The organism is Bacillus timonensis (assembly GCF_000285535.1).
Taxonomy (GTDB): domain Bacteria; phylum Bacillota; class Bacilli; order Bacillales; family Bacillaceae_L; genus Ferdinandcohnia; species Ferdinandcohnia timonensis.
On record NZ_HE610989.1, the window covers coordinates 209,480 to 229,284 of the forward strand.

Sequence of the window (19,805 nt, forward strand, 5' to 3'; positions counted from 1 at the left end):
TACACTCTGACAGGCTTTCGCCTGTTTTTTTATCCTAGTGGAACTTCTTTTCGTTCCCCTTTTTCAAATGTCATGAGTGTTTTATAGCCAACACGTTTAGCTAACTCTATGGCTTGGTCAAAATCAGCGCCTACATCCTGAGGTCGATGTGCATCAGATGATAAAACGATTGGAATATGTTTATCAAAACACATTTGCAGTAAGCGTGGATCTGGATATAGTTTGCCGATTGTCTTTCGTAGTCCTGCTGTACTGATTTCCACACAGGTTTTGGAATTTGCTAATGCATTAGTTGCACGATCAAATTGATGCAAAAGAAATTCTTCATCTGTTGGGATATATTTAAAAATTTTAACTAGATCAATATGACCGATAATATCAAATAAGTTGGACTCCGCTAAAGTAACAACCTGATCATAGTATTTCGTATATGTATCATGTAGATCTCTCTTATCCCATTCTTCACGGAACTCAGCAAGATCAATACCAAAGTCACCGACCCAGTGAATAGAACCTATTACATAATCAAAATCATAGGAAGAAATGAATTTTTCCATTTCAGCATGCTTCCCTGGTGTATAATCCATTTCGATTGACATTTTTACATCGATATTGTTTTTCCAAGCAATTTTAAATAAATCTACATAATCCTTCATATCGTAATATCTTCTTGCGTCAACCCAAGGATTACTTAGAATATCCTTTGTCTGATAAAAGTGATAAGCATGCTCTGAGATACCAAAATGGTCAATTTTTTTTGCCTTTGCTTCATCAATAAACTTCATTAAATAGTCTAATTCAAGTGTTCCAAGCTCTAAGTGATTGTGATAATCAGTACGCATCTGAATCCCCCTCGAAGTTTTTTTTATTATACAAGAACAAGACTACGAAGGGAATAAAAAAGCTCAAAATTATTTAGGATTTTTCGACAATTAAAATTTGATTCGGAAAAATTAAATCATCAGTTAACTGATTCAGTACTTTTATTTCTTCAACTGATAGCCCCACCCTGCTAGCAATAATAGATAAGGAATCTCCTGCTTTGACGGTGTAGGTCTCAAGCTTTTTGGAAACTTCTGCATGCTCTTTTTGCATGAATACAGGAACAAGAATTTGTTTATCAGTTAGCATATAAAGAGGGTCAATCGCATTGTTTCTAGAAGAATTCCATTCCCCATTATGTACTTCAAAATGCAAATGTGGTCCTGTTGAGTTACCTGTACTTCCAATATGACCAATTAATTGACCTTTTTCGACAGTTTCACCTTCCTGAACAATTCGTTTACTAAGATGAGCATAAACCGTTTCATACCCATTTGGATGTTCAATGAAGACTACATGGCCATATGAGCCCTTGTAGTACGATTTTTTAACAATTCCTTTCTCAACTGCATATATGTGATCTCCAAGCGGAGCTGCTATGTCTAATCCTTTGTGATTCCCTTGTCTAGTTCCGAATGTGTCAGTAATTCTCCCTATAACTGGCCATGCCCACTCCTCAGTATTAACTGCTGGAAGCTCCTGTGCAGTGACATTGTGTCCAAAGATAAAGAGTAATTCTAATAATGCTGCCATTACGGCCCAGCTTGCAAATCGTCTAACAAACATGATAATCCTCCTTGAAAATTGAACAATTAGTGCTATATAAAACTAATTGAGCCCTTATCATTATTTTTGCTTGATCATGGACACCTCCTTATCTACGATTATCTATTTAATCAAGCAACGGGAAGGGACACCCTTTCATTATTTGAAAAGTTTTCTTAAATTATGTAAATAAATACATGTATATTTTTAAAGCAAAAAAAAAGAGACAGCTGATTGTCTCTTTAATTTAAAGGTAATAGATTGGGTGCAAGTGGGACACTGGTTGGTTCCCCGAATCGCACATCGCCAATTTGATCGATGTTCCCGTAAAATGTAACAGTATCGAAATTAAACTCTTTAGCTGTTAACATGATTGCATCCAACATGAGGATGTAATTATCCGAATTCTCTAGAACTGTATTATCACTAAAATGAATCTCTACATTTTTTCCTTCTTCTTTTACTGCTTTTATTTCAGAAATTATAGGTGGGTTAAGTTTATAATCCCCTTGTTCTACATCTGCCTTCATCACTTCCAGAGCTTGTTCGAATGTATTGAACTCGTCATAGGTTAAGGCTAAAACTTTATGTTCAGATCCTTCATTCTTATAATACAAGTAAGCCTTTTTTGTATCCTCTTCTACATCGATACTTTTCTCGACAATACCTGACTGCCCAATCATAATGCCTTGTTGATTATTTTGGAAAAGCTCTACATGTTGATATTGTTCTAATAGATATCGAAACGAATTAATGGTATGTCTAAACTGATCAGATTCTGCAGGTGAAAAGGAACCTGTCTGAATTGTATTATTTACTTCAACCTTAACTGCTTTAGTTTTGTCTTTCGTTTCAATTTCAGAAAAGTCCCCAAAATAAGCTTCAGGAATCTCATCAATGCCCCATTCTATGTTTTGACGAATAACATCATTTACTTTAGGTACATTCTGTTGCCATTGTTCGATAACATTTTCCCCATCTGAATCTACTACTACTGACACGAAGGAAGGAAACATGGCACCTCCTAAATATACGCCATATGTTAAGAGGACTTCATTTTCTGCCACATTAGTAACGACATAGCTTTGGCTAGATTGCTCATCAAACGAAAAAATACGAGCCTCTTCATCCTGTCCTGGTTCATCTGCTTTTTGTAAAGTGTTAAATGATTCGTCTTTTGATGCTGACTCTTTATTGTCGGTATCTTTTGCAATACTCATGTTTTCTCTCATTTGTGCTGAGTCAGAACTTGAACTGTTCATATTATTTATAAAAGAAGGAGCTAACATGAATAAAAGAAGTGCTGCTGCTGCAGATGCAATGGTAGGAACAATCCACACTTTTCTCTTTTTCTTATTCATTGAAAGGGTTATATTTTGATAAATCTCATGTGGCTTTCTTTTGTCTTTTATACCTGGCATTTGCGTAAGCAGCTGCTCTAGTTGTTCATCATTCCACTCTGATTTTTTCATCATCTACACCCTCCTTTACGCCTGATTCCTCCATATACGTCTTTAAGACCTTAAGGCCTCTATGCTGAGTTGTTTTTACTTTACTCTCCGTCCAGCCAAGTGCTTCTGCAGTCTCTGAAATCGAAAGTGACTGAATATAACGCAATATTAGCACCATGCGCTGATCAGTTGTACAGCGATCTAAACAGCGATACATCACTTGAACTTGCTCGTTTTGCAACGCTATTTCTTCTGGAAGCGGAGCATAATCCTTTATCTCTTGGCGACTCCAATCAAATGAATCCATTATACGTTGCTTCCAGCCTTTTTGTTTCCGAAACGAATCAATCGCAACATGTCTTGCAATTGAAAATAACCATGTTTTTTCACTACTCTTTCCTTCGAATCTATCATATGATTTTAAAACTCTAATATAAACTTCCTGAACGAGATCCTCAGCTAGTTCACGATTTTTTACCATATAAAATAAGAAGGAGAACACATCGTGATGATACTTTTCATATAATTCCTCAAATAAGGAATCCATTTTAAATCCTCCCGTTCATCTCATTAGTCGTAAGCACTATAAAAAAAGTTACACTCCCAATATAGTATGTTTTCAAACAAAAAGGAAGAATATTTTGGTAATATTCTTCCTTACTTTGCGATTGTTACATTTTTCAAGAATAATAGTCTCAAGATTGGATATAGGACGAGAAAGAATACGCCATTTCCAATTGCATGGCTCAAATCAAATGGTAAACCAGCTATATAATAAGCGAAGAATTTTCCAGAGAGTACATATAGCGGAATAGAGATAACAAAGCCATACAAAAATCCACAAAACACAGCATAGATAGATAGTAAAACGACTGGAATTCTCTCGCGATGCTTACGTAATGCACCGCTTACTAAGCCAATTATCCCCCACGCAATGATTTGTCCAATGGTCCATAAGCCCATACCCATTACAAGATTAGATAATACAGAACTAATAACGGCAACAAGCACACCATAGATTGGTCCTAAAAATAAGCTAGTTATAATAATAATCGTGGTAGTAGGCTGGACATTAGGTAGAAAGGTAAATGCAATCCGTCCTACAACCGATAACGCGATTAGCATCGATAAGAGCGTTAGATTTTTAACAGATAAATTCATTATTCCCACTTATGTAGGTCAAATTCAATCTTGTCATCAGGCTCCAACTTGTATTCGTTCGCTCCTACCATTGCTTCTTCTCCATTTACTGAATAAAACCAAGATGTTTTTTCATCTTCGCTGCCTGCTACTCCGTTAATGCTAGCAACAAAAGCACCATCAAATTGTGTTTCAATGTCAAAGTTTTCTTGCATAACGTCCATAACGGTCACTTCTTTACCCTCTTCAATTTCGATTTCTTTTTCTTCAATGATTTCTTCGCCGTTGTTCTTTGAAATGACAACTGTTACGATTTCAGCTTTTTCTTCTTTGTTGACAGTTTCAGACGTATTTTTGGAAGTATCGTTTGTTGGTTGATCATTGCTACATCCAAATAATAATCCTAGTGATAGTAAAGCAACTATGAGTTTCTTCATGTTTCTAGCTCCCCTTTGTTGTTAATAAAATATTTTATGTGTAAGTACTATAAGTACTATTACCAAATTAAAAAGCTCACCACATCGGGTGAGCTTTGGTAAATTAATTGGGAAACAACAAAAAAGCATAGAGCTTGATTGTTAATTCCCACACCCCGAAGAATTAATCGAAACTTGAATTTTAAGGCAGGTCTACTGACTTAAGCTTCTTCCTACTTTGAGTCCTTCCCATATGTTGAACAGCTTTTGCCATCCAGACATACAGTGGTTTTTCTCATTTCGTCCACTTTTACAGTTGCGGGGGCAGTTCTGGATTCACACCAGATTCCCTATTAAGTCTATAAGATGATGTTCAAAAGTTCCGGTTAAAATGACACATCGAATTTCTTCGTTGGCTTGCTTCTCCGCTCCTCACGTATATGCTTCATACGTTCCGGTACTCAAAGCTTCGCCGCCTCGAACTTCTCGGTCCTTTTCATCCTTTTTTGAACCCTCATTTTGAGAAGAGAAAAATCTTCTCTGACACCTAAAATTCCAATTTGTTATTAAATTATTATAACAATCATTATATTACTTGAAGAAAATTTCTTTTACAAGATAAATGTTTCTTATGGAACAAGAATCTTCGCCACATTATATCAAATTATTCACTTTTTCGAGGGATTACGAATGTAAATGTCGTTCCTTCTCCAAGTTTACTATGGACCGAAATATTCCCATTGTGTGCATCTATTATATTTTTAACGATAGCCAGTCCTAAACCAGTTCCAGATTTTCCTCTCGTTCTGGCTTTGTCTGCTTTATAAAAACGTTCAAACACAAATGGCAAATCCTCTTCCGGAATACCTGATCCAGTATCTTTAATATCCACCTTAACGGATGTCTCTTGTCCTGTTACATGTACCTCAACCTTGCCATTCTCATCGGTATGTCTAATGGCATTATCAATCAAATTCGTAAATACTTGTTCGATTCGGTCAGCATCAAGGAAAATCTCACCGATTTCCTCGTCCTTTGTTGCCGTTAGGGTTATTACATTATCCTTTGCCAAGCCTTGAAATTTCCTAATCACTCGATTAACCAGAGAATCAAACTCGACTTTTTCTTTATTCAAAGTTATATTGCCTGATTGCATTCTAGCCAAGTCTAATAGTTCGTTGACAAGTCTTCCCATGCGTAAGGATTCATCATAAATAACCTTTGTGATTTCTTTTCTTTCTTCTTCAGAGCTTGCAATATCATCCATTATTGCTTCACTATAACCCTGTAACATTGCAATCGGTGTTCTTAGCTCGTGTGAAACATTTGCAATAAAATCTTCCCGAAGTTTATCCAAACGCCTTTCTTCGGTCATATCTCGAAGCACAGCAACCGCACCCCTAATATATGTCTGATTATAAAGCGGACTCATTAAAATAACCCATGTTCTTCCTTGAAGACTTATCTCAATAAATTGTTCTTTTTCAAATGAAACGGAACGTTGAAATAATTCCTTCACTTGCGGTGGTAGTTCTTCTCCAACATCTTGATACATACCTTGCTGATAATACCATGCCTGTAAAAAACGTTCTGCAGGTGGATTTGTTATCAGAATGGTTCCATCACGATTTAATGTAATAACGCCATCGGCCATACTGTTTAATATACTTGCGAGTTGCTCCTTTTCTTGATTAAGAGCATTCATATTATATTTTAATTGTCTTCCCATTTGATTTAGGGCCATTCCGAGAGCACCAATCTCATCATGGGTGAGAATCGGAACCTTTGTATCAAATTTCCCTCTTGCTACTTCAAATGCAGCTTCCCTCATTTTACGTAAAGGAGCTGTAATACGTGTAAGTAAGAAAAAGGCAAAAACAGTAGTAAGAACAATCCCAATACCTGCTGCTAAAATAATGAATTGGGTCGTATGTCGAGTTGTACTTTGGACAACATCCAAAGATTGATAGAGAAATACTGCACCCTCTTGATCATTTTCGATATGGAGAGGTGCTCCAACTACGAATAGCTCCCGACTTTGTTTATTATTCACAGTATTACTTTCCGGTAGGATAATCTTTTTACTTTCGTTTTGATCATTTGTGATAACTCGTTTTAGCACTGGATCTTCTGTTATAAGTGAAACAGGAATATTTGCCACTAACTCCCGATCAGGAGATACCCAATATGTGTTCTCATCTGCTATAATAACGACCTTTGTTTCATTATTCACAAGTTCCCACGCAAGCGATCTGGCAACATTTTTATCCTCGTGTTGTTCCATAATGACAGCTATATTGGCTGCTAATTGAGTTAAATTTCTTTCCGCTTCTTGAATATGATAATTCTCAAAATACTCCATGAAAAGAATCGTTAATACAAATAAAACAAAGGAAAACAGTAAAAGAATGGTTGCCCAAAGTTTTCCTACGACACTTCGCCAAAATTTCATTCTTGGCCGACCTCAAATTTATAACCAACGCCCCATACTGTGACAATCATTTTTGCTGCATCTTGAGACACTTTATTTAATTTTTCACGCAAGCGTTTAACATGTGTATCAACTGTTCGTAAATCACCAAAGAATTCATAATGCCATACCTCTTTTAAAAGTTGTTCACGATCAAATACCTTGTCTGGTGATTTTGCCAAGAAACATAATAACTCATATTCCTTCGGAGTTAAGCCTACTTCCTTTCCATCTGCCAAGACACGGTGTGCATCATTATCTATTGTTAGATGTGGAAATACAATAACATCCTTAGCGGTTGTCTCAGTTTGAAGGTAGGTTGTGAGTGATGCTCTTCTCAATAATGCTTTCACACGAAGGACAACTTCTCTTGGACTAAATGGTTTCACAATATAGTCATCAGTTCCAACCTCAAAGCCTTGTACACGGTTTACTTCCTCGCCTTTTGCGGTAAGCATGATAATCGGAGTTGACTTCTTTTCTCGCAATTCACGACAAACTTCAATACCATCCTTACCAGGCATCATGAGATCTAACAAAATAAGATCATACTCATTTTTTAATGCCTTTTCTATGGCAATATCGCCATTATCCGCTTCTTCAATTACATAATTTTCTCGTTCTAAATACATTTTGAGTAAACGACGAATTCTTTCTTCATCATCGACAACTAAAATCTTTGCTTCGTTTTCCATTTTTCTTATTCCTCCATTTTCTTTCCGAAAGAATATTTCTATACATCTCTATCGTACATAAAAATTTCATATTTAGCTATAACATATATCACACTAGTTTACCCAGCGAAGGAAAAGTCAATATTTCGACACAAAAAAGGTGAAAAAAAGCCCTCACCAAAGTGATGAAGGCTTTTTCTACTATGCATATGAGTGTAATCCAGCGATAACGAGATTTACAAAAATTGTATTGAACATTATTATAAAGAATCCAACCACTGCTAGCCATGCTGATTTTTCGCCATGCCAACCTTTTGATAATCTTAAGTGAAGGAAGGCAGCATAGAAGAGCCACGTGATAAGAGCCCATACTTCTTTTGGATCCCATCCCCAGAAACGCGTCCATGCAATTTGGGCCCAAATCATTGCAAAAATTAACGCACCTAAGGTGAATACTGGAAATCCAATTGCTACTGAACGATACCCTATTTCATCAACTAAATCTAAATTTAATCGTTTTGTTAAAGGCTGTAAGGCAGCACCAATACGTTTACGTAGAATTAAACGTAATAATCCAAATAAAATCGAACCAGAAATGATTGACCAAAGAACAGTATTCACTTTTCTAGCACTTAATAATGCTGGCAGTTCAATACCACTTGAAAACTTACCATCTGTTAGTAATTCTCCTTCATTTGGTACCACTAATGCAGGTAATTTATATACCATTTCGGCATTTGTGCCTTCCTTATCAACCCAAGAAAAGACTGATTCATATTTCATTGCACCAAAGGTACTTGTAATTGCTACGAAGCCTACAACAACAACTAGCACATACATAACAAATTCTAACCAAAATGTTTGCTTGCTTTTTACAGTCTGATCAACAGATTTTAATAGATACAAGATTCCGGCAACAAAGCTAATGGAAAGAATCGCCTGACCTAATGCCGCTGTCGTAACATGGATGTGAAGCCAGTCACTTTGCAACGCTGGAATTAAGGGAGAGATTTCTCTTGAAAACATACTTCCATAAGCAATAACTAATAATGCAATTGGCAATGTAAAGAGGCCTAAAATACTTGTTTTATAAATAAAATAAATGATGATGAATGCAAGGACTAACATCATTCCAAAGAAAGTGATAAATTCAAACAAATTACTAACAGGTGCATGTCCTGAGGCAATCCATCGGGTAATAAAATAGCCTACCTGTCCAGCAAATCCGATGATAGTGATGAAAATTCCGACATGTGACCAACGATTATAACCATTTGTGCTCTTTTTATCTCTTATTGCCCCACCAAAGACAAAGGTTGCGACAAGATAGAGAATGAAAGCGGCATATAATAGATTTGAGCTTAAAGCAGCCATATTATCCCTCCTTCTCCTTGTTTTTTACATCAACTTGATCTACAGGTTCCGCTATATCTGTATCACTAAGTACATAACGGATTTCATTTTTTAATCCAAACCAGTTTTTGTTAGTATGACCGGCAACAATAACCTCATTATTTTTGCGTTGCAGCCAGATGCGGCGATGGTGCCAGTAAGAACCTTGAATGACTCCAATCATAAAGATTGCTCCACCAACTGCAAGAATCCATAACGTAAAGTCTCTTCTTACTGTTAAGCCTGAAACATTCTTCATTTCCACACCAGCAAATGCCATCTTGTATTTATTGTCACCGAGTGGTTCAATATTTTGCTGAATGGCTACAAAACTGATTTCTCCATCTGGCTTATCAGGTGCAAACATTTTAAATACAAAGGCTGGATTATTTGGAATTTTTGTTTTCGTAGCCGGCTCCCCTTTATCATTAAAAAAGAAATCTGGGAAATAGCTTGCCAACTCGACTGAATATCCATTACCTAAATCATATTTTTCTTGTGGATCCATTAAATTGATTGTGATTGTTCCATAATCCTGATTTGTTTCCTTGTCTACCAGAGAAAATGACATCGTACTAAATTCATTTAATTTGTAATCAACTTGGTAGACTGCATAATGATCATGCTTTAATGGCTCATTCACTCGAATTTCATGCGATTTAATTTCTTTTAATTTTGGTTCAACACCGGGAATAATCTCATCTGTTCGTTCATATAGCGTAACATCTGATTGATAGTTTTTTACAACCATACCATTTCCCGCAAGTTCAATGGCCTTATCAAAGACTTCCTTTTCTTTGCCTTTTTCATACACTTCCACAATAAATTTATCGCTTTTCAAATAATACTTTCCATGTGTTCCTGGGACACTTGCAGTTTCTCCTTCACGAATCCAGAGAACTTCGTCTACATACATACCAGGTACAAAGCGAAGCATCGCACCAATTAGGAAAATGATTAAACCAACATGGTTCACATATGGTCCCCATCTTGAGAAACGCCCTTTTTCAGCTAATATATTCCCGTTTTCTTCACGGATGGAATAATGTTTTTTTCTTAGTTTTACTTTCACCGCTTCAAAATCTTTATCTACATCTTCGACAATGTTTTTACCGTATACACGCTGTCTTTTCAAGAAACTTTCATGACGTGTAACACCTTGCTTTTTCAAAGCTTTGTATAAAGGTACAACACGGTCAATACTACAAATGATTAAAGAAACGCCCAACATTGCAATAAGAATCATATACCACCATGAACCATAAAGATTATGGAAGCCTAATTGGTAATATAATCTACCAGTAATACCGTATTCCTGTTCATAAAAATCAGCCGGACTCATGCTTGGTGGTATGTATAATTGCTGTGGATAAATCGTTCCAAGTGCTGATGCAATGAGCAATAGAACGATAATCCAAATTCCAACTTTTACAGATGAAAAGAAATTCCAAATCTTATCGACAATTGTTTTATTATAGGTTTGGGAGCGTCTCGCACTTCCCTCATACCTCATATCAAGTAATGGCTTTTTCTCTTTTTCATTCTGAGTTGTTTCCTCGGTTTGGACTGGTTTCCCACAAGCTTCACAAAAAATTGTTCCATGTGGATTTACATGCCCACATTCGCATTTTACGTTTTCCATAAAAAATAACTCCCTATGGTTTTATTAGCTCCATATATTCTCGTACCATCTTGCTAGTCATTTCACCAGTAATGATTTTGACAACTTCGCCATCTTTATCAATTAACAAGGTTGTTGGTAATGGGTCAATACCATAGGCATTTAGCAACTGGTTTCCTTTATCGATTGCAACTGGAAATGATAAATCGTATTTTTCGATAAAGTTGTTTACACTAAATTTCGGTTCACCAACATTTATTGCGATGACCTCTACTCCTTGATCCTTATAGTCCTGATAATATGTATCAATATATGGGAATTCTCGTTGACACGGCTCACACCATGTTCCCCAGAAGTTTAAAAACACACCTTTTTCTCCTCGATACTCTGATAAATGGTGTTCCTTCCCATTCAAGTCTGTAACGACAAAATCTGGTGCCTTATCCCCAACTGCTACCTTTTCCTTACTCGTAAAAAAGTTAATATACAATGTATAAACGAGTGCAGCGGCGAGAAGTAACAATATGATGGTCCGAATAACTAATCGTCGCTTTTTCTTGTCCATTGGAAATCTCCCTTTATATTAAATTAGATATGTACTTCCCTTGCCATTATAGCACTTAATACAATTATGACATTGCAAACATTTTGAAGGTTATGTGACAATTGAGAATAGTTATTGGTAGGCCAATTTCTATTCGATTTGGCCTACTAACTTAAACGATTATTCTTAGAACTCGCTAACGCCCTTAATTGCTTTACCTCATGCGGAAGCAATTCTCTGTACTCCCCAGTATGTAGTCCTTGAAGTGTAAGGAATCCAAATCTTTCCCTCTTTAACTTCATTACTTGATGTCCAATCGCCTCAAACATTCTCTTTACCTGTCTGTTTCGTCCTTCATGAATACTAATCTCGATAATGGATGTTTGTTTACGCTTGTCCATCGAAATAAGCTTCACTCTAGCAGGAGCAGTTACTCCGTCCTCTAACTTAATACCTCTTTCTAGTTGGCGAAGCTTTTCCTTTGATGGGATACCTTTTATCTTCGCAACATAAACTTTGTCGATTTCATATTTCGGATGAATTAAAAGGTTTGCAAATTCCCCGTCATTTGTTAATAAAAGCAATCCTGACGTATCATAATCAAGTCTTCCTACTGGATATATACGTTCCTTAACTTCTGGAAAAAAGTCGGTTACAACCTTTCTTCCTTTATCATCACTCACACTTGAAATCACAGAACGCGGTTTATAAAATAAAAAATATACTGGCTCTTCCCTTTCAAGTGGGATACCACTTACCTCAATTTTATCATTTGGGCCAACTTTAACCCCAAGCTCCTTTACAACTTTTCCATTCACTTTAACATGTCCTGCAACAATAAGCTCCTCAGCTTTTCTTCTTGAAGCAACACCTGCATGTGCAATTATTTTCTGTAAACGTTCCATCTATGCTCACCCCTTAAACATCTTACTTGTTTCTTTCTATTTGTACAAGATAAAAACATTCTCTATTATGCCCAATCCAGTAGTTTCCTATAAAATTGGTGTATGGCACAAAAAAACACGCCATTTTGCGTGTTTTATGTACCAAATATTAAAGTGACCACTATGATACTGATGATTATACCTAATAAATCGGCTAGTAACCCGACCTTTAAGGCATCTCCCATTTTTTTAATTCCGACTGCTCCGAAATAAACTGTTAGTACATAAAAGGTTGTATCTGTACTACCTTGCATGATTGATGCTAGTCGACCAATAAAAGAATCTGGACCATATGTAGCAATCAAATCTGATGTCATCCCTAGAGCTGCTGTACCGGAAATTGGCCTTATTAAAGATAAGGGTGCAATCTCTGGTGGAAATCCTATAAATTCCAATGCCGGACGAATTAAACTTACGAGAAATTCCATTGCACCTGACGCTCTAAATATTGAAATCGAAACTAACATTCCAACTAAATATGGAATGATTGAAAAGGCAATTTTAATGCCTTCCTTTCCGCCCTCCACAAATGTTTCATAGGTTGGAATTCGTTTCGCAGTCCCAAAAATAAGGATAAACCCAATGATTCCAGGTATAAGCCAGAGTGATAGGGTGTTAATCATATTCATTTATCAACTCCACCCTTCTTTACTCTTCGATAATAAAAATATCTATCAATTAACACAGCACCAATTGCCGAAGTTACAGTTACGATTAATGTGGGGCCTACAATTTCAGTTGGATTTGCAGATTTATATGTCATTCTAATGGCAATTACAGTGGTAGGTATGAGAGTTACACTCGCTGTATTAATCGCTAGAAAAGTAATCATTGAGCGACTTGCAGATGTTTTCCCGTCATTTAGCTCTTTAAGCTGTTCCATCGCTTTAATTCCCATAGGTGTTGCTGCATTGCCAAGTCCAAACATATTAGCAATCATATTTGATAGCATATACCCCATGGCCGGGTGATTTACTGGAACCTCTGGGAATAAGCGACTCACAATAGGTCGAAATAGTTTTGAAAGTTTTTCTAACAAACCAGCCTCTTGGGCAATTCTCATGAGTCCTAACCAAAATACCAACACACTAATTAACCCTATACAAATGGTGACTGCTTCTGAAGCTCCCTTAAAAATAGCTTCATTTACCTCACTGATTGTTCCATTCACGACCGCAAATATAATCCCAATAACTGTCATTGCAACCCAGATAATATTTACCATCGTCATCTAACCCCTAAAATTACTAAAAAAATACTTTTAAGTGTATGCCAGAACGTTTCCTTTGGTCTATCGTTATTGCCATTATCAAAATAGATAGGCATCTCTTCAATCGTCTCATCGCCAAGATTTACAGTAAGAGTCCCTACTATATCAGGAACATTTTCTGGTTTTCTCCACTCATTTTTATTTGGTTTTAAGAAATCCATCGTAAGTTTTATTTCTTGTTCTTCTTCTTTAGTGAGTGGGTACTTAAAATCATGATCTACAAATACTTTTCCTTTATAAAAGTTATTATCTGTTTGAATATCGCCTTCTTCCACAACCTTCACTAAATCATACGTATCAAAAGCACGGTTAAACATGTTCATATGATCATTCCAGTCATCAGACGCGTTTATCGTGACGGCAATTAAATCAACCCCATCCTTTGATGCAGTTGAAACTAAAGTACGCTTAGCACGTTTTGTATAACCTGTTTTTCCACCTGTACTATATGGGTATAATTGTGTAAGTAGTTTATTTTTATTTCGCCAGACGCGATCCCATTTTTCGTTCGGGTTTGGAGCACGGTACACCTTTGTGCCGGATATTTCCCTGAATTTTTCATTTTTCATAGCATAACGCATTAAAATCGCCATGTCATAGGCTGAAGAATAGTGATTTTCGTGGTCATCCAATCCATGTGGATTTGCAAACTCTGTATTTTGCATGCCGATTTCTGCAGCTTTTTGGTTCATTAAAAATACAAAGCCGTCTAAACTACCGCCTACATGCTCAGCGATAGCAACTGCAGAATCATTACCAGATCGTAACATCAATCCATAGACTAAGTGCTCAAGTTTAATTTCCTCATTCGGCTGTAAATATAAGGATGATCCTTCCGTACGCACTGCTTTATTACTCACCTTAACCATATCGTTCAATTTCCCTGATTCAATAGCGATAATGGCTGTCATGATTTTTGTTATACTCGCAATTCTCATTCGTTGATGGGCATTTTTTTCATACAAAATTCTACCAGACTCTTGCTCTATTAGGATCGCACCTTTTGCACTAACAGAAAGTGCACTCGTTTTTTGAGGAAGGAAGCCTATGAGAATCATAACAATGATGATACATAAAATAAGTCTTTTGCGAAAATATGTCATTCGATCCCCGTCCCTTTTGCTGTTTTGTAAAAGTCTATGCAAAACATGTCCAACTATATGAATAAAAATTTGAAATGCGAAAGGACCTTGATGTGGAACATCGACTAACTACTGCCACGTCCTGTGGCAAACGTCGATGTCAGCACTTCCTGTGCAAGTCCGACAAGCAAATGTTCTTGGCAAAAAAATTCGTTCTGTGACTTTTCTGTCCACAGTTTATTTGACCTCGAGGGGCTAGTCGCTGCAGCTAGACATCAAAAACTATGCGCAAATAACACAAAAAAACTGACCAATGCTTGGTCAGAAAGGGAAACAAAAAAATATTAATACTGCTTCCATTGAAGTTTTGATGCTTCATTAAATCGGTGTTCCACTTCATCCCAATTGACGATATTCCACCAATTCTTCACGTAGTCTGCGCGAACATTTTTATACTGAAGGTAATAGGCATGTTCCCAAACATCTAAGACAAGCAATGGAATCGTATCCCACTGGGTCATGAATTGATGACGTTCTGCTTGTAAGATTTCCAAGTGACCAGCTCTTGGCGACCATACTAAGATTGCCCAACCTACACCTTCCACCTTGTTTGCTGCTTCACTGAAATGTCTCTTAAAGGCTTCAAAGCTTCCAAAATCCCTATTAATCTGACGAAGTAAGTTACGACCAGGCATACCACCGCCTTTTGGTTTCATGACATTCCAAAAAATTGTATGCAAATAATGACCAGACCCATTAAATGCTGCTTCCCTTTCCCAATGCTTCAACAATTCGTAATCCCCTGTATCACGGGCTTTTTCCATCATTTTTTCAGCCTTGTTTAGTCCGTCCACATAGCTTTTATGATGTTTATCATGATGGAGTTTCATAATTTCTTCTGATATAAAAGGCTCTAATGCATTATAGGCATATGGGAGAGGTGGTAGTGTATGCTGGCCAATTCCCACTCTTCGTATCTCTCCAACGCCTTCATTTTCTTCTATCTGTTTTACAAAACGAACCCCTTCTTCATACATTGATTCCACTCTCTCTTGTAACTCAAGTAAACCAGTTGGAGTTAAATGATCTTCTATTCCATCTATGAAATTGGAAAGATTCAATAGTTTCGTTTGCAGGTCTTGATTCCGTACATTTTCAAATTGATTTTTCATCTCCAAAAACCATTGTTTCACTTCATTCACATACTTTTCTGAGTTGCCCATCATAATCCTCCTCTAAACTAATCGACACTATCGTATGCAATTTGCCTACTTTTGTGACTTTACAAATAATGAATTGCAACCTTGATTCACCTCTTTCAACACATCTACATACAGATACATATAAAAACCTGACGAATGCCTAATGGTTGGAATTTTTTACCTATAGGTACATTTATAGGAGGTATAACCCAGTGAATCGTTCTTTTCAGAATGAAGCTTTATTTGAAACTCAGTTTTGGATGCAGGTTTTAGGTGACCATAGTCGATTTTTGCATGACTCCTTAGCTCCAAGTGAAACTGAAAGAATTGCTAAAACAAATCAATTTATTACAATTTTTGATACTTTATTAGATAATTCGAAAAAGCCCATTGAAACCAATCAATTAATCAATATTATCCAAGAAGGAAAAAAGGCTGGCGAACAACTTCGAATTCTCAAATTAGATATTATTAAAGAACAATTAATCGGAAAAGTGAAAATAGGACTTACTCCTTCTTTTATTAATCACATGGTTAATGAATTAGAAGAGTGGCTGCGGGTGTCCAGCTTTTTAGTGGAAGGGAAAAGTGTACCATCGACACATGCTCTTCACCATCATCTCATTTGGTTATTAGATGCTGCCGGACATGCGGGTGGGATTGTATCGAATCTAGACCGGGTAGAGAAAGAACTCCTCCAAAAGAGCGAAGCATTCGTTAAAGAATGGGAAGACTTTTACTTAAAAGCGGTTGAAATGGTCGGATTTTTACGAACAAGTCAATATGAATTCCCCGCTTTAGCTAGATTTAACAGTGATGTAGAATTAGAAATGAAGATATTCAAAGGTTTTTTAGAAGAGTTAGAGGAAATGCAATTAAATAAAGAAATTTTAGGTGTACTGACTCCACTTATGGCCGATCATATGGCAAGAGAAGAGTGCTACTATTTAATAAAGCTAGCGGAAACTACGAAAGAAATTAATCAGCCAAATTGTGACCCTACAAAGCCTCGAGTACAAGAATAAAAGAAAACCCCAATTGCGTAAATCTAGCAATTGGGGTTCCATATTTATGGCTGTTTGATGTATTCCAAAGTTGATTTTACTTCATAGCTATTTTTATGATGGAGATGTGTAAATATTTCTTTCAGTCTATCAAATTGTAAACCTTTAAAATGTTCTTCAAACTGTTTTTGTTCATTTAGGTAAACACGTTTACGATGACGATATCCTGGGTTCTTAAGCAAACATACTAAAGCTACAAGATCCCTAAAATAAACTTCAGTTGAATCAATTGTAAAAACCGGGTCTTCGGTAAAAGGAGTAAATGTTGTAAATTGTTCATCAAAATAACGTAAGTATAAAACCTGTAATGTCTTCTCTTCTCCATCTTGTATATACATTACTTCGGATTGATTAAAAAAGTCCTCAAAGGTATTTTTCAACGTTTTATCAAGCTCAAATCCACTACATTGTTTTATTATCACAATTCCACCCCACTCGCCACCATTTTTCCATTTATATCTATTTATATATTACCATAGTTAACGTAGTAAAGGTTATTTAATTTGAATCTTCTATCGTTTCTTGAAATCTTTCAAAAAAGAGGTCCGCTTCCTCCTGGACATATTCTTCATCAACTTTTTCAGGAAGTGGAGGTAGTTCTTTTAATGTTTTTAATCCAAAATACTCTAAGAACTCCTTTGTTGTGCCATATAAAATGGCTCTTCCTGTACCTTCAACACGTCCAACCTCTTTTATCAATGCTTTTGCCATTAGGGTTTGAATCGGTCTTTCTGTCTTCACTCCACGAATTTCTTCCACTTCTGCTCGTGTAATTGGTTGCCGATAAGCAATGATTGCAAGTGTTTCTAGTGCAGCCTGTGATAATGAAGTTGAAGTTGGTGATTCTACAAGTTTTTTAAGATAAACAGCATGCTCCTTTTTGTTGTGAGTTGGAAGGTTCCAGCTACTTCAACAATATTAATCCCTCGTTCAGCATGGTTGTAATCATCCTTTAAATCATTAATAATCTCTAAAGCCGTACTCTCATTTATTTCTAAAACCACTGCCAGTTGTTTTAGTGTCAATCCTTCATCACCAGCAGCAAATAGAAGCCCTTCCACGATGGCTTTCCAATCTATTAATTTCATTTCTAAAAATCCCTTTCCATACTTGATATATAAATTTCTGAAAAATTGTTCTGTTGTTCAATTAACACAACATTCTTTTTCATTAATTCAAGAAGAGCCAGGAATGTAACAACAATATGGTTTTTATCATGGTATGGAAAAAGTTCTGTGAATTTCTTTTTTCCGCGGTACCCTTTTAATTCATTAATTATCTCTTCCATCCTTTTTTCGATGGGGATTTCTTGTCTCGTTATTCTTGTTGATAATGGTTTCTGCAATTTTTTTCGACGCAAAAGTTTTTGAAGTGCGCCAAGCATGTCATAGAGGTTGACATCCAATGAATAATCGATTGCAACGTCCTTTGTAAATTCACTTAAATCACTAGGTGGTTTTGTAAACAATTGAGACCGTTCTTCTTCTAAGTGTTTCAAATCTTCAGCAGCATTTTTATATTTGCGATATTCAATCAAGCGATTCATTAAATCTTCACGAGGGTCTTCTTCAATTTCAAACTCGCTATCTGCATCGAAAAGCTCTTCTTCTTGTTTAGGAAGCAACATTTTACTTTTAATAGCTAAAAGCGTTGCGGCCATTACAAGATATTCGCTAGCAATGTCTAATTGTAATACTTTCATTGCATGGATATACATTAAATATTGTTCTGTAATCTCAGCAACAGGTATGTCATAAATATCTATTTCAAGCCGATTGATTAAATGTAAAAGAAGGTCTAATGGACCTTCAAAAGAGTCAATTTTTACGCTGTAATGTAAATCCACGTTCATCTCACCAAAAATACCCTTCATAACAATTTCATATTTTATCAAATACGCCTTAGCGTATTTACGCCAAGATTTTTTCAAGCTAGCTGGAAAAGCTTCCATTGAAAATCTGTGGCATCCGCCAAAGGCTTTAACTATAATCAGCAGGAACTTCTGATGATTATAGTTAATTTTAACACAATAATTAGTATAGAACATAATTCGTATTCAAGCCATATCTGGTTTTTGGATATTTGACCCATAAAATAATTAAAAAAATGACTGTATTATGGACACACGCCCACACAAGAAGAGGTAAAAGTCATACTATAACTGTGTAACCAAGAAACTTAAGGAGGTATTTTAAATGAGTGGTGGATACTTTTTCGGAGGCGGTTTTGCCTTAATCGTAGTATTGTTTATTCTTTTAATTATCGTAGGTGCTGCTTGGTTTTAAGAAAATGAAATAAAGTGTTCAGCCATTGCTGGACACTTTATTTTTGTTATGTAGACGTGTTCTTGTGTTAAACTACACTTACATAGTGTTAAAGGAAGGTGTTATGCCACTTGTATCCACAAGCCTTTATTGAATATTTAATTCATTTCCATTGTGATCGTGATTATTTTGAATGCCATGAAGTGTTAGAGGATTATTGGAAAGAGGACCCAGTTCCGGAAAGAAAACAATATTGGGTCGGATTCATTCAAATTGCAGTTTCTCTTTACCACCATCGCCGTGGCAACTCAACAGGTGCCTTACGAATGATGAAAAGCGCAATAAAAATATGTGAAAATCAAAAGTTTGAAATAGAACAATTAGGCATACAATTTGATAATCTGCTTGACGTTTTACAAAAAAAATATAATGACATTAAAAACGGATCACCCTATGAAAGTATTAATTTACCTATAAAGGATGATAATTTATTAGCAACCTGTATCACCAAAGCTTCTCAAACAGGACTGACTTGGGGAGCAGCTAGTGACTTGACTAACAAGGAATTAGTTCACAAGCATAAATTACGTGACAGAAGTGACATAATCGCTCTACGGAACAAGCAATTCCTATTGAAACAAAAATTGAGAAGAGAGAGCTAAAAAGGACAGTTCGGGAAAGCTA

General features: G+C 36.2%; 21 protein-coding genes, 1 pseudogene and 1 riboswitch. Of the genes and pseudogenes, 3 read left to right on the forward strand and 19 right to left on the reverse strand.

Annotated features, from left to right (window positions below):
- Positions 1 to 29: 29 nt before the first annotated feature.
- The 16 genes from BTHG_RS21305 to BTHG_RS21380 form a co-directional block, all read right to left on the reverse strand.
- Positions 30 to 842 carry a histidinol-phosphatase gene (locus BTHG_RS21305; protein ID WP_010284312.1) on the reverse strand — a complete coding sequence of 271 codons (813 nt, stop codon included), beginning with the start codon at positions 840 to 842 and terminating at the stop codon, positions 30 to 32.
- A gap of 73 nt (positions 843 to 915) precedes the next feature.
- Entirely contained in the window at positions 916 to 1,608 is a 693-nt protein-coding gene (locus BTHG_RS27730; RefSeq protein ID WP_010284314.1) for a peptidoglycan DD-metalloendopeptidase family protein, read from the reverse strand.
- A gap of 221 nt (positions 1,609 to 1,829) precedes the next feature.
- The gene (locus tag BTHG_RS21315) at positions 1,830 to 3,062 is read right to left on the reverse strand and encodes a hypothetical protein (RefSeq protein ID WP_026021924.1); all 1,233 of its coding nucleotides are present in this window, start codon (positions 3,060 to 3,062) and stop codon (positions 1,830 to 1,832) included.
- Positions 3,037 to 3,585 (reverse strand): RNA polymerase sigma factor SigX, encoded by a 549-nt coding sequence (sigX, locus tag BTHG_RS21320; RefSeq protein WP_010284317.1) that lies wholly within the window; start codon positions 3,583 to 3,585, stop codon positions 3,037 to 3,039. Before sigX ends, BTHG_RS21315 begins: the two co-directional genes overlap by 26 nt.
- A gap of 110 nt (positions 3,586 to 3,695) precedes the next feature.
- Positions 3,696 to 4,199: an ECF transporter S component gene (locus BTHG_RS21325; RefSeq protein WP_010284319.1), complete on the reverse strand. Its 504-nt coding sequence runs from the start codon at positions 4,197 to 4,199 to the stop codon at positions 3,696 to 3,698.
- Positions 4,199 to 4,615, reverse strand: coding sequence for a DUF4430 domain-containing protein (locus BTHG_RS21330; protein WP_010284323.1), 417 nt, complete (start codon positions 4,613 to 4,615; stop codon positions 4,199 to 4,201). The genes BTHG_RS21325 and BTHG_RS21330 overlap by 1 nt, the downstream gene beginning before the upstream one ends.
- A 168-nt stretch (positions 4,616 to 4,783) precedes the next feature.
- Positions 4,784 to 4,986: riboswitch (cobalamin riboswitch) on the reverse strand.
- A 272-nt stretch (positions 4,987 to 5,258) separates the two neighbouring features.
- Complete coding sequence (locus tag BTHG_RS21335; protein ID WP_010284325.1) at positions 5,259 to 7,046, reverse strand: ATP-binding protein; 1,788 nt, start codon at positions 7,044 to 7,046, stop codon at positions 5,259 to 5,261.
- The gene (locus BTHG_RS21340) at positions 7,043 to 7,759 is read right to left on the reverse strand and encodes a response regulator transcription factor (protein WP_010284327.1); all 717 of its coding nucleotides are present in this window, start codon (positions 7,757 to 7,759) and stop codon (positions 7,043 to 7,045) included. Before BTHG_RS21340 ends, BTHG_RS21335 begins: the two co-directional genes overlap by 4 nt.
- A gap of 180 nt (positions 7,760 to 7,939) precedes the next feature.
- Positions 7,940 to 9,112: a c-type cytochrome biogenesis protein CcsB gene (gene ccsB, locus BTHG_RS21345; protein WP_010284329.1), complete on the reverse strand. Its 1,173-nt coding sequence runs from the start codon at positions 9,110 to 9,112 to the stop codon at positions 7,940 to 7,942.
- A 1-nt stretch (position 9,113) separates the two neighbouring features.
- Positions 9,114 to 10,772: a cytochrome c biogenesis protein ResB gene (locus BTHG_RS21350; RefSeq protein ID WP_010284330.1), complete on the reverse strand. Its 1,659-nt coding sequence runs from the start codon at positions 10,770 to 10,772 to the stop codon at positions 9,114 to 9,116.
- A 13-nt stretch (positions 10,773 to 10,785) separates the two neighbouring features.
- A complete protein-coding gene (gene resA / locus BTHG_RS21355) occupies positions 10,786 to 11,316 on the reverse strand; it encodes a thiol-disulfide oxidoreductase ResA (RefSeq protein WP_010284331.1) in 531 nt (176 codons plus the stop codon).
- A 146-nt stretch (positions 11,317 to 11,462) separates the two neighbouring features.
- On the reverse strand, positions 11,463 to 12,200 hold the full coding sequence (gene rluB, locus BTHG_RS21360; RefSeq protein ID WP_010284332.1) for a 23S rRNA pseudouridine(2605) synthase RluB: 738 nt from the start codon (positions 12,198 to 12,200) through the stop codon (positions 11,463 to 11,465).
- A 134-nt stretch (positions 12,201 to 12,334) separates the two neighbouring features.
- Positions 12,335 to 12,868 carry a spore maturation protein gene (locus tag BTHG_RS21365; RefSeq protein WP_010284333.1) on the reverse strand — a complete coding sequence of 178 codons (534 nt, stop codon included), beginning with the start codon at positions 12,866 to 12,868 and terminating at the stop codon, positions 12,335 to 12,337.
- The gene (locus BTHG_RS21370; protein ID WP_010284334.1) at positions 12,865 to 13,464 is read right to left on the reverse strand and encodes a nucleoside recognition domain-containing protein; all 600 of its coding nucleotides are present in this window, start codon (positions 13,462 to 13,464) and stop codon (positions 12,865 to 12,867) included. The genes BTHG_RS21365 and BTHG_RS21370 overlap by 4 nt, the downstream gene beginning before the upstream one ends.
- Before the next feature lie 2 nt (positions 13,465 to 13,466).
- A complete protein-coding gene (locus BTHG_RS21375; protein ID WP_010284337.1) occupies positions 13,467 to 14,612 on the reverse strand; it encodes a D-alanyl-D-alanine carboxypeptidase family protein in 1,146 nt (381 codons plus the stop codon).
- A gap of 323 nt (positions 14,613 to 14,935) precedes the next feature.
- Positions 14,936 to 15,814 carry a superoxide dismutase gene (locus BTHG_RS21380; RefSeq protein ID WP_010284340.1) on the reverse strand — a complete coding sequence of 293 codons (879 nt, stop codon included), beginning with the start codon at positions 15,812 to 15,814 and terminating at the stop codon, positions 14,936 to 14,938.
- A 191-nt stretch (positions 15,815 to 16,005) separates the two neighbouring features.
- Here BTHG_RS21380 and BTHG_RS21385 point away from each other — a divergent pair, with 191 nt between their 5' ends.
- On the forward strand, positions 16,006 to 16,818 hold the full coding sequence (locus BTHG_RS21385) for a DUF2935 domain-containing protein (protein ID WP_010284341.1): 813 nt from the start codon (positions 16,006 to 16,008) through the stop codon (positions 16,816 to 16,818).
- Positions 16,819 to 16,862: 44 nt separating this feature from the next.
- Here the strand turns inward: BTHG_RS21385 and BTHG_RS21390 are convergent, their stop codons facing one another.
- The 3 genes and pseudogenes from BTHG_RS21390 to BTHG_RS21400 form a co-directional block, all read right to left on the reverse strand.
- Positions 16,863 to 17,279, reverse strand: a complete 417-nt coding sequence (locus BTHG_RS21390; RefSeq protein ID WP_010284342.1) for a hypothetical protein — start codon at positions 17,277 to 17,279, stop codon at positions 16,863 to 16,865.
- A 76-nt stretch (positions 17,280 to 17,355) separates the two neighbouring features.
- A pseudogene (gene scpB, locus BTHG_RS25575) lies at positions 17,356 to 17,945 on the reverse strand (SMC-Scp complex subunit ScpB).
- Positions 17,946 to 17,947: 2 nt separating this feature from the next.
- Positions 17,948 to 18,709 carry a segregation/condensation protein A gene (locus BTHG_RS21400; protein WP_042342431.1) on the reverse strand — a complete coding sequence of 254 codons (762 nt, stop codon included), beginning with the start codon at positions 18,707 to 18,709 and terminating at the stop codon, positions 17,948 to 17,950.
- 343 nt (positions 18,710 to 19,052) lie between these two features.
- Here BTHG_RS21400 and BTHG_RS25580 point away from each other — a divergent pair, with 343 nt between their 5' ends.
- Together BTHG_RS25580 and BTHG_RS21410 are read left to right on the forward strand one after the other, a co-directional pair.
- A complete protein-coding gene (locus BTHG_RS25580; protein ID WP_042342399.1) occupies positions 19,053 to 19,142 on the forward strand; it encodes a YjcZ family sporulation protein in 90 nt (29 codons plus the stop codon).
- Between the two features lie 110 nt (positions 19,143 to 19,252).
- The gene (locus BTHG_RS21410; RefSeq protein ID WP_010284345.1) at positions 19,253 to 19,783 is read left to right on the forward strand and encodes a DUF309 domain-containing protein; all 531 of its coding nucleotides are present in this window, start codon (positions 19,253 to 19,255) and stop codon (positions 19,781 to 19,783) included.
- The last annotated feature ends 22 nt before the right edge of the window (positions 19,784 to 19,805 follow it).